Source organism: Pseudomonas sp. B37(2017) (assembly GCF_002112885.1).
In the GTDB taxonomy this organism is placed as follows: Bacteria; Pseudomonadota; Gammaproteobacteria; order Pseudomonadales; family Pseudomonadaceae; genus Aquipseudomonas; species Aquipseudomonas paraglycinae.
Map to the genome: position 1 here is coordinate 370,620 of NZ_NEIX01000005.1, position 13,416 is coordinate 384,035.

Genomic DNA, 13,416 nt, shown 5'->3' on the forward strand with positions numbered 1-13,416 from the left:
ATGCGTGCGCATGGGCCGATTGTATAAACGGCGTACAGCCAGAACACAAGTCGGTAAATGCGTTCGGACAAGGCGGATTTTTGTGATAGGGTTCGCGCCCTCAAAATTCCGCCGCGGCATTTTTTTGCGGTGGAAAACAGTGACAAACGGTCTAGCTCAGCAGGTTCGCGGCCTACACGTGAATTCGACATTTCGCACACAATTTACGCACAGGGTTATCCACAGGCTGTCCGTTGCAATCCTCCCCCAAAACGCATTATCTTGTAGCCCGCGCTTGAAAAAACCCTACATGTAGGGGTTGAGGCCAAAAAACCAAACACAAACCGGACAGTGAATTCAAGGCTTTTTATTGCCATTGTCGGGTTGAACCAAACGTATTTTCAGAAGCCCAAACCGCGCCTGCGGATGGCTACCGTTTTTCAGCCGATCACGGCGTAAACGGTACGGGTGTTGCAGTCCCAAACTGCTCCCCGAAAGGAATGCGGTTTCACGCGTATCGCGCGAACCGAAGACTTCGGCATGGAAGCGGCGCCCACAAGGCCCCCTTCCTGAACTGTCCCGAAGTCGTTACCCGGCAACTGCCGGTCGTAGTGCTTCAGGACGGAACGGTGGGCACCGTGATGGTGCCCAAACAAACATAGAGAACGTGGAGACACCCATGCAAACCGACACAACTCGCGAGAACCCGCAGGGCACCTTGCCGCAGGCCGCCGATTCGAATTCGGATCTGGCTGCCACCGCGCCTGGCCAACTGCGTGTGATCAAGCGTAATGGCACTGTCGTTCCTTACACCGATGACAAGATCACCGTCGCTATCACCAAAGCGTTTCTCGCAGTTGAGGGCGGCACCGCTGCCGCTTCGTCGCGAATCCACGACACCGTTGCCCGTCTGACCGAACAGGTCACCGCGACCTTCAAGCGTCGCATGCCGTCGGGCGGCACCATCCACATCGAAGAAATCCAGGACCAGGTCGAACTGGCCCTGATGCGTGCCGGCGAGCAGAAAGTGGCTCGCGACTACGTGATCTACCGTGACGCCCGTTCCAAGGAACGCGCCGTTCGCACCACCGCCGAAGAACCGGTACAGGCGCACCCGTCGATCCGCATCACTCGCGCCGACGGCACCCTCGCGCCGCTCGACATGGGCCGTCTGAACACCATCGTCACCGAAGCCTGCGAAGGCCTGGCTGAAGTCGACGGCGACCTGATCCAGCGCGAAACCCTGAAGAACCTGTACGACGGCGTGGCCCTGAACGACGTCAACACCGCGCTGGTAATGACCGCCCGTACCCTGGTCGAGCGCGAGCCGAACTACTCGTTCGTGACCGCACGCCTGCTGATGGACACCCTGCGTGCCGAAGGCCTGGGCTTCCTGGGCGTGGCCGAGAGCGCCACTCACCACGAGATGGCCGACCTGTACGCCAAGGCCCTGCCGGCCTACGTCGCCAAAGGTATCGAGTTCGAACTGCTGAACCCTGTGCTGGCCTCCTTCGACCTGGAAAAACTGGGCAAGGCGATCAACCACGAGCGCGACCAGCAATTCACCTACCTGGGCCTGCAGACCCTGTACGACCGTTACTTCATCCACAAGGATGGCGTGCGCTTCGAACTGCCGCAGATCTTCTTCATGCGCGTGGCCATGGGCCTGGCGATCGAAGAGAAGCAGAAAGAAGACCGTGCGATCGAGTTCTACAACCTGCTGTCCTCGTTCGACTACATGGCTTCGACCCCGACCCTGTTCAACGCCGGCACCCTGCGTCCACAGCTGTCGAGCTGCTACCTGACCACCGTGCCGGATGACCTGTCGGGCATCTACCACGCGATCCACGACAACGCCATGCTGTCGAAATTCGCTGGCGGCCTGGGCAACGACTGGACTCCGGTGCGTGCACTGGGTTCGTACATCAAGGGCACCAACGGCAAGTCGCAAGGCGTGGTTCCGTTTCTGAAAGTGGTGAACGACACCGCCGTGGCCGTTAACCAGGGTGGCAAGCGCAAAGGCGCTGTGTGTGCCTACCTGGAAACCTGGCACATGGACATCGAGGAGTTCATCGAACTCCGCAAGAACACCGGTGATGACCGTCGTCGTACCCACGACATGAACACTGCCAACTGGATCCCTGACCTGTTCATGAAGCGCGTCTTCGATGACGGCAAGTGGACCCTGTTCTCGCCGTCCGAAGTACCGGACCTGCACGACCTGACCGGCAAGGCCTTCGAAGAGCGCTACGAGTACTACGAAGCCCTGACCGAGTACCCAGGCAAGGTCAAACTGTTCAAGACCATCCAGGCCAAAGACCTGTGGCGCAAGATGCTGTCGATGCTGTTCGAAACCGGCCACCCATGGCTGACTTTCAAGGATCCGTGCAACCTGCGTAGCCCGCAGCAGCACGTCGGCGTTGTTCACAGCTCGAACCTGTGCACCGAGATCACCTTGAACACCAACAAGGACGAGATCGCGGTCTGCAACCTGGGCTCGATCAACCTGCCGAACCACATCGTCGACGGCAAGCTGGACACCGCCAAGCTCAAGCGCACCATCGACGTAGCCGTGCGCATGCTCGACAACGTGATCGACATCAACTACTACTCGGTACCGCAGGCGAAGAACTCCAACTTCCGCCACCGTCCGGTCGGCCTGGGCATCATGGGCTTCCAGGACGCGCTGTACCTGCAGCACATTCCTTACGGCTCCGACGCTGCCGTCGAGTTCGCCGACAAGTCGATGGAAGCGGTCAGCTACTACGCGATCCAGGCTTCCTGCGACCTGGCTGACGAGCGCGGCTCGTACGAGACGTTCCAGGGTTCGCTGTGGTCCAAAGGCGTACTGCCGCTGGATTCGCAACAGATCCTGATCGAAGCACGTGGCCAGAAGTACATCGACGTCGACCTGACCGAGTCCCTGGACTGGGCACCGGTTCGCGCCCGTGTACAGAAAGGCATCCGTAACTCGAACATCATGGCCATCGCACCGACCGCGACCATCGCCAACATCACCGGCGTATCGCAGTCGATCGAACCGACCTACCAGAACCTGTATGTGAAATCGAACCTGTCGGGCGAATTCACCGTGATCAACCCGTACCTGGTTCGCGACCTGAAGGCTCGCGGTCTGTGGGACTCGGTCATGATCAACGACCTGAAGTACTACGACGGTTCGGTTCAGCAGATCGAGCGCATCCCGCAAGAACTCAAAGAGCTCTATGCGACCGCGTTCGAAGTGGACACCAAGTGGATCGTTGACGCCGCCAGTCGTCGTCAGAAGTGGATCGACCAGGCCCAGTCGCTGAACCTGTACATCGCCGGCGCATCGGGCAAGAAGCTGGACGTGACCTACCGCATGGCCTGGTACCGTGGTCTGAAAACCACCTACTACCTCCGTGCCCTGGCCGCGACCAGCACCGAGAAGTCGACCATCAACACCGGCAAGCTGAACGCTGTATCCAGCGGCGGCAACCACGGCGACGACTCGGTCCTGGCAGCCCCTGCCGGCCCTGCTCCAGTACCGAAGGCTTGCGCCATCGACGAGCCGGATTGCGAAGCTTGCCAATAAGCTGAGCTGAATCAGGCGTTGCGAAACGCCTGATCCGAGAACCCCCCGACAGACTTCTGGTTTGTCGGGGGTTTTCTTTTGCCCGCGCAAAAAGCAAAAGCCGCCCTCACCCTAACCCTCCCGAAACGTCGGACCGCCCAGAGGGAGAGGGAACTGACCGAGGTGTTTTGGGGAGGTACGCCGACGTGAAATACCGATTTGAACTCGGGTTTTAAAAAGCATGCAACTCGACTCCTGCTGCTTCTTCTGCTTTGGCTTTGGCTTCCCACCACTCAACACGATGAGCGTTAGCTCGAGTACCGCTTTTGACGTGCCGGCCCCATCGGAAGGCTGAGTGGAGGGATTTATCCGGGGGTGGGAGCGCAGCGACCGTGCGGCGAAGCCGCATGCATCGAGAGGAGGTGCAGCGAAGCAAACCGTAGGCGATGCCCCCGGATGAATCCCGGAACGAAGGAACACCGAGCCAAAGCGAGGGGCCGAACGCCGGGGTCCAGACCTTTGGTTACTTTGGGGCGTTTGCCAAAGTGACCCGCCGTAAGGGCGGAACCATAATCCGCAACACCCGAAGCAACGGATCCACCCCCAAACCCAAGCCAAAAAAAAGCCCCTCAAAAAGAGGGGCTCCTTAACCAGCCAAAACCCAGAATCAGGTCATCTGAATAATGGTCTGCATGATAGTGCTCTGAGTCGAAATGGTCTTGGCGTTCGCCTGATAGTTGCTCTGACCCTTGATCAGATCAACCAGCTCATTGGTCAGGTTTACGTTCGACTCCTCCAGCGAGTTCGAAACAACCGAACCCAGCGTACCGGTCTCCGGCGCGTCGTAGCCCGGAATACCCGAAGCGTAAGTCTCTTTCCAGCTGGTACCACCGATAGGCTGCAGACCCTGCTCGTTGGTGAAGCTCGCCAGCGCAACCTGGCCGATGGCCTTGCTCTGGTTGTTGCTGAAGTTGGCAAACAGCGTACCGGTACCGTCGATGGTCAGGTTGGTGATCTGGCCAGTCGCGTAACCATCCTGAGTCGGGATCGAACGCGCGGTGTCAGCGTTGAACTGAGTGGTCTTGGCCATCGAAATGGTGATGCCAGCCGGGTTCGCCGAAGCGCCGTTGGCCTTCCACACGCCGTTGGTGACAGTACCCGGTACCCAGCCAGTGAGTTTCAGGTCGCTGCTGATCACGGCAGGCGGCGTGCTGACCTGAGTCAGTTGACCGGTGGAGTCGAAGGTCATGGTCGAAGCAACAGGTGCGGTGACTTTCGGATCGCTACCGGTAGCATCCGGGTTACGACCGTCCACCAGGGTGTAGACCTTCCAGGTGTTGGCACCGGTTTTCACCATGTACTGGTCCATGACGTGGGAGTTACCCTGGCTGTCATAGATCGGGGTGCTGAACGACTTGGTGTAAGTCTCGGTCTTGCTAGGGTCGAACTTGCCGGCCGCCACTGTGTCGTCGATCACCGGAGCGGTCGAGTTCAGGTTGATGGTCGAGGTCACCAGCGAGGTGGACTTCGGCGCCAGGTTCGAGGTGTCGATCTTCAGATCGGTCAACACACCGTTAATGACCTTGCCGTTGGAATCCACACCGTAGCCTTGCAGACGCGAGGTGTAGTCGGTGTTGGTGATGAAGCCGTCCTTGTCGACCTTGAACGTACCGGCACGGGTGTAGGAGATCGAGCCGTTGTTGCTCAGGGTGAAGAAGCCCGAACCGTTGATGCCCATGTCCAGCACGTTGCCGGTGTTGTTGATGTCGCCCTGGGTGAACTGCTGGGAAACGTTGGCCAGACGCACACCGTTGCCGATGACCTTGCTGCCGCTACCCAGGCGAGTGGCCGAGTAGACGTCTTCGAATTCTGCACGGGACGATTTGAAACCGGCGGTCGCAACGTTGGCGATGTTGTTGCCGGTCACGTCCAGTTGCTTGTTGGCTGCATAGAGACCGCTAAGGCCGATATTGAAAGACATATTCCACTCCTTTGTGCCGGTTAGTCGGCTCTATATACCAATGGTTTGTACTTTGGACAGGGCAACGGTGCCCTTGCCGGACAGGTTGAGCATCAGCTCGCCACCGGTCTGGCTGATCGTCACGCTGGTGACCGTGGCTGGCAGGTAGGTCGCCAGGTCGGTCGCGGTGCCGTTGATCGAGGCGTTGGCCTTGACGGTGTAGGTACCGGTTTTCACCAGGTTGCCGTCCTTGTCCTTGCCGTCCCAGGTGAAGCTCGCGTCGCCTGCGGCGCGACTGCCCAGATCGATGGTGCGAACAACGGTGCCGCTGCTGTCGGTGATGGAGACGGTACCGCCGGCAATCGACGAAGGAACAGTGACCGAACCGGTCATGCCTTTGCTCGGATCGTCGAGCTGGACCGAGTTGGTCTGCACGATCACGTTGCGGCCGACCAGCGACGAAGCCTGCAGGGCTTGCGACGAGTTGTAGTTGCCGGCCAGCGAACTGACAGTGCTGTTGAGGGTGGTAATCCCCTCAAGGCTGCTGAACTGCGCCAGCTGGGCAACGAATGCGCTGTTGTCCTGCGGGTCGAGCGGGTTCTGGTTCTTCAGCTGGGTCACCAGCAGTTGCAGGAACGCGTCCTTGCCCAAGGCCTGGCCGCCGGTCGAACTGTTGGTGGCCGAAGCGATGCCGCCGGCGGTGGTGCTACTGGTCTTCTTCGAAGAATTGGCCAGTATGTCGTTCATCGTCAGGCTGCTGGTGGTATCGGTAACACTCATGGCAGTCGCCCCTTATTACTGACCGAGGGTCAGTACCTTCTGCATCATGGTTTTGGCGGTGTTCATCATTTCGGCGTTGGTCTGGAACGACCGGCTCGCGGAAATCATGTCAGCCATTTCTTCCACCACGTTGACGTTCGGGTAGTAGACGTAGCCTTTGGCGTCGGCCGCCGGATGGTTCGGCTCGTAGCGCGCTTCGAGGTTGCTCTGGTCTTCGACCACGCCCATGACCTGCACGCCCTGGCCGGCTGCGTCCTGGTTCTGGAACAGCGAATTGCTGCCGCCGCTCTGGCCGCCCTGGAACATGGTGGCGAATACCGGGTGACGGGCGCGGTAGGTCTGGTCGATGCTCGACGAGACGGTCTCGGCGTTGGCGATGTTCGACGCCACGGTGTTGAGACGGGTGGTCTGGGCGCTCATGCCGCTGCCGGCAATGTTGAAAACGCTGGACAGGGACATGGATTACTCTCCGCGCAGGGCTGAGACCAGCCCTTTGAATTTGCTGTTGAGCAGGGTGAAGCTGGCCTGGAAGCCGACCGCGTTTTCCGCGTAGTTCGACTGTTCCAGCTGGGCGTCCACGGTGTTCTGGTCGATCGACGGCTGCATCGGCGTGCGATACATCAGCGACTCGTCGCCATTGCCCAGGCCTTCAGCTTCGATGTGACGGCTGTTGGTCATGTTCAGGGCGATGGTGCCGTTGGCGTTCTTCTGGCTCTGTGCTTCGAGCACTTTGGAGAACTCCAGATCCCGCGCCTTGTAGTTCGGGGTGTCGGCGTTGGCGATGTTGTTGGCCAGCACTTCGGCACGCTGGGCGCGGAAGCCCAGAGCCTTTTCGTGAATGCCGAGCGCTTTATCGAAGCTGATGCTCATGTCGGGAACCTTCAGGTGACCGGATTTTTCGTAACAGGGTTATAGCAAGCGGCGTGCCAGTTTGAGAAAGCCCCGGATTACGGGGCTTTGCGCGGAACCGGCAACGCGGCAATGCCAGAAAAGCGGCAACCGGTTTCCGCCGGATGCCGCTTTTCTGCCGCCACCTGCCACCGGCAAAACCTTCAGGCATAAAAAAACGGGAGCCCCTGAGGACTCCCGTTTCTTGTGTTGCCGGTCTTGATCACTTCGCCTGGTAGATGATCCCCGGACTGCACTGAACCATCTGGTAATGATCCGGCAGACCGTTCAGCGCCTCGGAAGCGCCAAGGAACAGATAACCGCCCGGCTTCAGCGTGCTGTGAATGCGCAACAGGATGTCCTTCTTCACCTCGGCGGAGAAGTAGATCAGCACGTTGCGGCAGAACACGATGTCGAACTTGCCCAGCGCTGCATAGCTGTCGAGCAGGTTAAACGAGCGAAATTCCACCCGGTTCTTGATCGGCGCCTTGATCACCCAGCGCCCCGGCCCTTTCGGGTCGAAGTAGCGCTGCAGACGATCGGCGGACAGACCGCGACCGATCGCCAGGCTGTCGTACTCGCCGGTCTTGCAGTTGGTCAGCATGCTGCCGGACAGATCCGTGGCAACGATCTGCACGCCCATCTTCAACTGGCCGATGTTGGTCCGCTCGAACTCGTCGATCGACATCGATAGCGAATAGGGTTCCTGACCCGACGAGCAGGCCGCCGACCAGATCCGCAGACGCTGGTTGGGAGCGGCCTTGATGGCCTCGGGCAGCACCTTGTTCTTCAAGACTTCAAACGGATAGGTGTCACGAAACCACAGGGTTTCGTTGGTCGTCATGGCATCGACCACCTGCTCGCGCAAACCGCTGCGCGGCTGGGTCTGGATGCGCTGTACCAGCTCACCCAGGGACTTGATGCCTTGCTGCTCCATCAGTTTGTTGAGACGGCTCGACACCAGGTACTGCTTGTTTTCACCGAGCAAAATGCCACAGGCTTTTTCCAGGAAGACCCGGAACTGTTCGAAATCCAAATTACCCGTAGACAAATGATGCCGCCTCTTAAATCGTGTTGAACGCCAGGGGCAGAAGGCCCTTAGCTGATATCTGCTGCTTTGATCCGGTCGACTACCCGGGATGCCAGGTCATCAGGACGGAACTTGGCCAGGAAGTCATCGGCACCGACTTTCTTGACCATCGCCTGATTGAACACACCCGACAACGAAGTATGCAGGATGATATGAAGCTTTTGCATCCGAGGGTCGCTGCGGATCTCGGCCGTCAGGGTGTACCCGTCCATCTCCGGCATTTCGATGTCGGAGATCATCATCAGGAACTCTTCTTCCGGCTTCTTGCCCTCGTCGACCAGCTTGCGCAGGTAATCCAGCGCCTGCTTGCCGTCGTTCAACGCCACCACTTCGACACCGACCGTCTGCAGGCAACGCGTCACCTGCTTGCGCGCCACCGACGAGTCATCGACCGTCAGCACCCGCAGCGACAACGCCTTGCTCTGGGTCTCGACATCCACCACGCCGACCGAAATCGCTTCCGGGGTCGGCGCAACTTCCGCCAGCACCTTCTCGACGTCGATGATTTCGACTAACTGATTGTCGACCCGAGTCACAGCGGTCAGGTAATGATCGCGCCCGGTGCCCTTGGGCGGCGGATGGATCTCTTCCCAGTTCATGTTCACGATACGTTCCACCGAGCGCACCAGGAAACCCTGGGTCTTGGTGTTGTATTCCGTGATGATCACGAACGGGCTGTTCTTGTCTTTCAAAGCACCGGAGCCGGTCGCCATCGCCAGATCAAGGATCGGAATGGTCGCCCCCCGGATATTCGCCACCCCGCACACGACAGGACTGGACTTGGGCATCACCGTCAGTTGCGGGCATTGCAGCACTTCCCGAACCTTGAACACGTTGATCCCGTAGAGCTGCTGGCCGTCGAGACGGAACAACAACAGCTCCAGGCGATTCTGCCCCACCAGTTGCGTGCGCTGGTTCACCGAATCCATTACACCAGCCATGCCCAGACTCCTACACCAACGCCAAGTGTTGTTGCGACGCACATTCATTGCTAAACGGCACGGCGCTTGCTTTTTAACTCGTATGAACGCTCAAACGACATTTTTCCGACGCCTGACATCTCCCCTCCGCAGAGGGCTTTGCGCGATGTCCGCCGTTTGCCTTTTTTTCGCTGGCAGCCCTGCCGGTGCTGATGCGGTTACCTTGCCTGACATGCTTATCGGCGTCACTCAGGGCTTTCTTGAATTCACCGTAGAAGACTATCTGGCTACCAGTCAAACGGAAGGCCGTTATGAAATTGAGGTCAACCAGCTCGATCCCCGCATGCGCATGCCTATGTGCGACAAGGAATTGACAGCGACACTGGAGAGTCCGGCACGCCCTCTGGGCCGTGTCACGGTCAAGGTCCGCTGCGAAGGCGCCTCCCCCTGGACGGTGTTCGTGCCCGCTCAAGTCCGCCTGTTTCGCGAGATTGTCACCACCACGCGGCCACTCAAACGCGCCGGCATCATCGAGCCTCAGGACGTGACCTTGCGCGAGCGCGACGTCAGCACGATCAATCAGGGTTTTCTGACGTCGGTGGATGAAGCCATCGGGCAGAAATTGACCCGACCAACGGTAGCCGATCAAGTCATCACCCTGGTGCATCTGGAACAGGCGGAAGTGGTTCGCAAGGGCGATCAAGTGGTGATCACCGCCCGCAGCGGCACCCTCGCCGTCCGCATGCCGGGCGAAGCCCTGTCGAACGGTGGCCTGAAAGAACAGATTCGGGTGAAAAACCTCAATTCCCAACGGGTTATCAAGGCGCAGGTTATCGCGCCCGGCCAGGTGGAAGTTGCCATGTGAACGGCCATGTAGCGGTGATGTGAGCGGCTGTATGAACGGATATTTGAAAAGCCCCTGAGTACTCAAGCAGAAAACTGGCGCTGACCAGAGCTGTTCCCTAAACTGTGCCGCAGCAGGTTCTGCAACGGCGCATGCAAGCTCATTGCTAAATGAGCCTAAAGTTTTCCAGGGGATGGCCGAGAACATGGCAAGCGTCCAAATTCCCAGAGGTTTTTAACATGGTCATCGATTTCAGCCGTTTGAACAGCTCCTCGTCACTTACGGGTAGTACGCGTACCAGCAACGCCAAGGAAACCGCCGAAACCGGCACCTCCGCGCCGCTGAATACCCCGGCCGAACAGGCCAGTACCGCAAAAAGCGGGGAATCGGTACACCTCAGCAATGAGGCTCAACAGTTGCAGAAGGTCACTGACAAGCTGCGCGATCAGCCTGCCGTCGATAAAGCCCGCGTGGCCGAGTTGAAAGCAGCGATTGCCGATGGCAGCTACAAAGTCGACAGCAACCGTGTAGCCAGCAAACTGCTCAATTTCGAAGCCCAGCGCTAGGCCTCGGTCAGCGCCAGGCTTTTGGACGCTTAAAACCCAAGGCCAGCCATGCACGACACTAATTTATTGCAACTGATCACCGACGACTTTGCTCCAGCTCAACAATTGCTGGAGTTACTGCAAACCGAGTCCCTCGCCTTGCACGGTCGCGACATGCCTCTGCTGGAAGAAATTCTGGCGCGCAAACAGGCATTGATCATTCTGCTCGAACAGCATGGCCGCAAGCGCAGCGAAATCCTCGCCAGTCTCAACCTGTCCCTCGACCGCGCAGGTCTGGAACAACTGGCCAGCCAGTCGAGCATCGGCGACCAGTTGCTGAGCCAGAGCGATGTCCTGACCGACCTGATTGCCCAGTGCCAGGCAGCCAACGTCAAGAACGGCCAGTCGATCATCATGCAGCAGGCCGCCACGGCCAATCAGCTGAAAATCCTCACCGGCGGCGAGCCTCCCGCGCTCTACGATGCCAGTGGCACCTTCTCCAAACTGCAGAAACCGCGCGCGCTCAGCCAGGCGTGATGCTTTCTTCTATGCTTGCGCCCTATCAACGTGCGAAACATGCTGGCAAAATACTGGCCAGCCGTAGTCAAATTTTGTCTGGAGATTGATTTAACGTGTCCAACGATGACGCTCCGCAGCCCCCAAAGGTGCTCACCACGCCCCTGGAGATCTCCAGCAATCTGCGCCAGCTGCAAGAGAGCCACGATCCGCTGATCATCACCTTCCACGAGCGTAGCCAGCGCTTCCAGAGCTACCTGATTGAAGTCGATCGCGAAAACGGTTCGATCAAGCTTGATGAAATGATCCCGCGCGACGGCGAACGTTTTCTGGAAGCAGGCGAACCGTTCAAGGTTGAGGGCTTTCATGATGGCGTGCGCATCGCCTGGGAATGTACAGGAACGCTGAGCATCAAGGATTCCGACGGCGACCGCTTCTACACCGGCGACCTGCCCACCGAAGTGGTTTATCACCAGCGCCGCAATGCCTTTCGCGCCGCCCTGAAGCTGACCGACCTGGTCAGCGTCGAACTGGGTGGCGAAAAGCTCAAGTCGCCGATCGGCGGCAAACTGCTGGATATCTCTGCCACCGGTTGCAAGCTGCGTTTCGAAGGCGACATCACTGACCGCCTGCAACTGGGCCAGGTCTATGATCGCCTGATCGCCGCGCCGCTGTTCGGCAACCAACCGGTATCGGTCGAGCTGCGTTACCTGCACTTCGAAGAAAAGCTCAACATCACCTTCGCCGGCCTGCGCTTTCACAACATCAGCGGCCCGGCGGCCCGCAACGTCGAGCGTTTCGTTTATCAACTGCAGCGCGAAGCGCGTCGGTTCGATAAAGACGATCTCTGATCGGCAGGCATAAAAAACGGGCAGTCACTGCGGTGACTGCCCGTTTTTTATGCCCGGATCACGGCTTGGCGGGAGTGATGTCCGGCCCCTCGTCTTCGACTGTCGAGTCGGTGGGCGCGGCAGATTCTGGCTCTGGTTCAGGTTCTGGCTCCGGTTCAGGAGCGACCGTATTCTGCATCTGCTCCTGCACCACCTGCTCGTCAACCCGCGGATCAAGCGCTGCTACCAGCGGCGAACTGGACATGCTGTCCGGCATCGCCACGTGATGCAGCGGTGCATCGTCGACCTGGTGCAGATTGGTCACGGCTTTCGGGCGGATCCGCCACACCAGCACCAACGCGAAAAAGGTGAAGAACGCATACAGGCTCTGCGGCCCGAACAGTTTCATCAGCACCCCGGCCGCCAGCGGCCCGATACTCGCCCCCACGCCGTAAGTCACCAGCAACATTGCCGTCAGCGACACCCGGCGCTCGCCTTCGACGTGGTCGTTGGAGAACGCCACCGCCAACGGGTACAGGCAAAACTGCACCAGCGAGCAGAGGAAGCCGACCACGAACAGCACCTCCAGCGGCACCTGCGGCAGAATCGCCAGCGGCAACGCGGCAATCGCCAGGAAGAAAGCAAAACAGCGGATCAGCAGCGCCCGGTCATAGCGGTCGGACAACCAGCCCAGCGGCCATTGCACCACCAGCCCGGCAAAAATGCAGCTACCCATGAACAGACCGACCTGCTCGGTGGACAGCCCCTGCTGCGAGGCATACAGCGGCGCCAGACCGTAGAACGAACCGATGATCAGCCCGGCCCCGAGCACCGTGCTCAGCGACTGCGGCACGCGCTTGATAAAGAAGCGCGGCTCCATCGGCGCCGGATGCAGTGGTGCCGGGTGAATCCGCCGGGTCAGCGCCACCGGCACCAGACACAGGGCGAAACACAGCGCGACCAGCATCAGCAGTTCCAGGCCAAGGCCCGGGTGCATGACCAGAATCAGCTGACCGAGCACCAGCCCCAGGTACGACGCGATCATGTAGCCGCTGAACACCAGACCGCGCTGATTGGCGTCGGCCTGCTCGTTCAGCCAGCTCTCGATGACCATGTATTGGCACATCATGCCCAGACCAACGATGGTCCGCAGCACCAGCCAGGCCGGCAGCCAGTCCACCAGACCATGACCGAGCACCGCCGCGCCGACGATCCCGGCACACGCCGAGTAGGCGCGGATATGCCCGACCCGGGCAATCAGGCGGTGACCGATCTTGCCGCCCAGCACCAGACCGAAATAGTTGGCCGCCATCAACGCACCGACCCACAACCCGTCGACATGGTCGGCAGCCAGACGCAAAGCCAGATAAGTAGAAAGAAGGCCCGAGCCGATCAACATCATCAGCGAGGCGAAATACAGCGCTCGAAAGGATTTCCAGATTTGGCGCATCGGCGTTCCGAGCGGCTCCTTGCGGTAAGTATCGGGCTATCAAACGATAGCCCGACGGCGA

At 59.3% G+C, this 13,416-nt stretch carries 12 protein-coding genes; 5 read left to right on the plus strand and 7 right to left on the minus strand.

The features are described from left to right. Positions 1-658 precede the first annotated feature (658 nt). Positions 659-3,553: a ribonucleoside-diphosphate reductase subunit alpha gene (locus CAF90_RS15995; protein WP_085607418.1), complete on the plus strand. Its 2,895-nt coding sequence runs from the start codon at positions 659-661 to the stop codon at positions 3,551-3,553. A gap of 646 nt (positions 3,554-4,199) precedes the next feature. Here the strand turns inward: CAF90_RS15995 and flgE are convergent. From flgE to CAF90_RS16025, 6 genes are all read right to left on the minus strand, one after another. Continuing rightward, positions 4,200-5,513: a flagellar hook protein FlgE gene (flgE, locus tag CAF90_RS16000; protein WP_085607420.1), complete on the minus strand. Its 1,314-nt coding sequence runs from the start codon at positions 5,511-5,513 to the stop codon at positions 4,200-4,202. A gap of 30 nt (positions 5,514-5,543) precedes the next feature. Further along, the gene (flgD, locus tag CAF90_RS16005; RefSeq protein ID WP_085607422.1) at positions 5,544-6,272 is read right to left on the minus strand and encodes a flagellar hook assembly protein FlgD; all 729 of its coding nucleotides are present in this window, start codon (positions 6,270-6,272) and stop codon (positions 5,544-5,546) included. 15 nt (positions 6,273-6,287) lie between these two features. After that, positions 6,288-6,731: a flagellar basal body rod protein FlgC gene (gene flgC / locus CAF90_RS16010; RefSeq protein WP_007960329.1), complete on the minus strand. Its 444-nt coding sequence runs from the start codon at positions 6,729-6,731 to the stop codon at positions 6,288-6,290. Positions 6,732-6,734: 3 nt separating this feature from the next. Continuing rightward, complete coding sequence (gene flgB, locus CAF90_RS16015) at positions 6,735-7,142, minus strand: flagellar basal body rod protein FlgB (protein ID WP_007960328.1); 408 nt, start codon at positions 7,140-7,142, stop codon at positions 6,735-6,737. A gap of 241 nt (positions 7,143-7,383) precedes the next feature. Then, complete coding sequence (cheR, locus tag CAF90_RS16020) at positions 7,384-8,211, minus strand: protein-glutamate O-methyltransferase CheR (RefSeq protein WP_085607424.1); 828 nt, start codon at positions 8,209-8,211, stop codon at positions 7,384-7,386. A 47-nt stretch (positions 8,212-8,258) separates the two neighbouring features. Beyond that, on the minus strand, positions 8,259-9,191 hold the full coding sequence (locus CAF90_RS16025) for a chemotaxis protein CheV (RefSeq protein WP_085607426.1): 933 nt from the start codon (positions 9,189-9,191) through the stop codon (positions 8,259-8,261). An 82-nt stretch (positions 9,192-9,273) separates the two neighbouring features. On the opposite strand from CAF90_RS16025, the gene flgA reads away from it, so the two are divergent. The 4 genes from flgA to CAF90_RS16045 all read left to right on the plus strand — a co-directional run bounded on the left by flgA (position 9,274) and on the right by CAF90_RS16045 (position 11,926). Beyond that, positions 9,274-10,035, plus strand: a complete 762-nt coding sequence (gene flgA, locus CAF90_RS16030) for a flagellar basal body P-ring formation chaperone FlgA (RefSeq protein ID WP_081493604.1) — start codon at positions 9,274-9,276, stop codon at positions 10,033-10,035. A 218-nt stretch (positions 10,036-10,253) separates the two neighbouring features. Next, positions 10,254-10,580: a flagellar biosynthesis anti-sigma factor FlgM gene (gene flgM, locus CAF90_RS16035; RefSeq protein ID WP_007960324.1), complete on the plus strand. Its 327-nt coding sequence runs from the start codon at positions 10,254-10,256 to the stop codon at positions 10,578-10,580. 48 nt (positions 10,581-10,628) lie between these two features. Further along, positions 10,629-11,096 (plus strand): flagella synthesis protein FlgN, encoded by a 468-nt coding sequence (locus CAF90_RS16040; protein ID WP_007960323.1) that lies wholly within the window; start codon positions 10,629-10,631, stop codon positions 11,094-11,096. A 95-nt stretch (positions 11,097-11,191) separates the two neighbouring features. Beyond that, positions 11,192-11,926, plus strand: a complete 735-nt coding sequence (locus CAF90_RS16045; RefSeq protein WP_085607428.1) for a flagellar brake protein — start codon at positions 11,192-11,194, stop codon at positions 11,924-11,926. 58 nt (positions 11,927-11,984) lie between these two features. On the opposite strand, the gene CAF90_RS16050 is transcribed toward CAF90_RS16045, so the two are convergent. After that, positions 11,985-13,355, minus strand: a complete 1,371-nt coding sequence (locus CAF90_RS16050) for an MFS transporter (protein ID WP_085607430.1) — start codon at positions 13,353-13,355, stop codon at positions 11,985-11,987. Positions 13,356-13,416 lie beyond the last annotated feature (61 nt).

What these genes read in the sequence shown, in the direction of transcription:
- CAF90_RS15995 (WP_085607418.1), top strand. Translation starts at nt 659, where the DNA reads ATGCAAACCGACACAACTCGCGAGAACCCGCAGGGCACCTTGCCGCAG.
- flgC (WP_007960329.1), bottom strand. Translation starts at nt 6,731, where the DNA reads ATGTCCCTGTCCAGCGTTTTCAACATTGCCGGCAGCGGCATGAGCGCC.
- flgE (WP_085607420.1), bottom strand. Translation starts at nt 5,513, where the DNA reads ATGTCTTTCAATATCGGCCTTAGCGGTCTCTATGCAGCCAACAAGCAA.
- CAF90_RS16025 (WP_085607426.1), bottom strand. Translation starts at nt 9,191, where the DNA reads ATGGCTGGTGTAATGGATTCGGTGAACCAGCGCACGCAACTGGTGGGG.
- CAF90_RS16050 (WP_085607430.1), bottom strand. Translation starts at nt 13,355, where the DNA reads ATGCGCCAAATCTGGAAATCCTTTCGAGCGCTGTATTTCGCCTCGCTG.
- flgA (WP_081493604.1), top strand. Translation starts at nt 9,274, where the DNA reads ATGAACGCTCAAACGACATTTTTCCGACGCCTGACATCTCCCCTCCGC.
- flgM (WP_007960324.1), top strand. Translation starts at nt 10,254, where the DNA reads ATGGTCATCGATTTCAGCCGTTTGAACAGCTCCTCGTCACTTACGGGT.
- flgB (WP_007960328.1), bottom strand. Translation starts at nt 7,142, where the DNA reads ATGAGCATCAGCTTCGATAAAGCGCTCGGCATTCACGAAAAGGCTCTG.
- flgD (WP_085607422.1), bottom strand. Translation starts at nt 6,272, where the DNA reads ATGAGTGTTACCGATACCACCAGCAGCCTGACGATGAACGACATACTG.
- CAF90_RS16040 (WP_007960323.1), top strand. Translation starts at nt 10,629, where the DNA reads ATGCACGACACTAATTTATTGCAACTGATCACCGACGACTTTGCTCCA.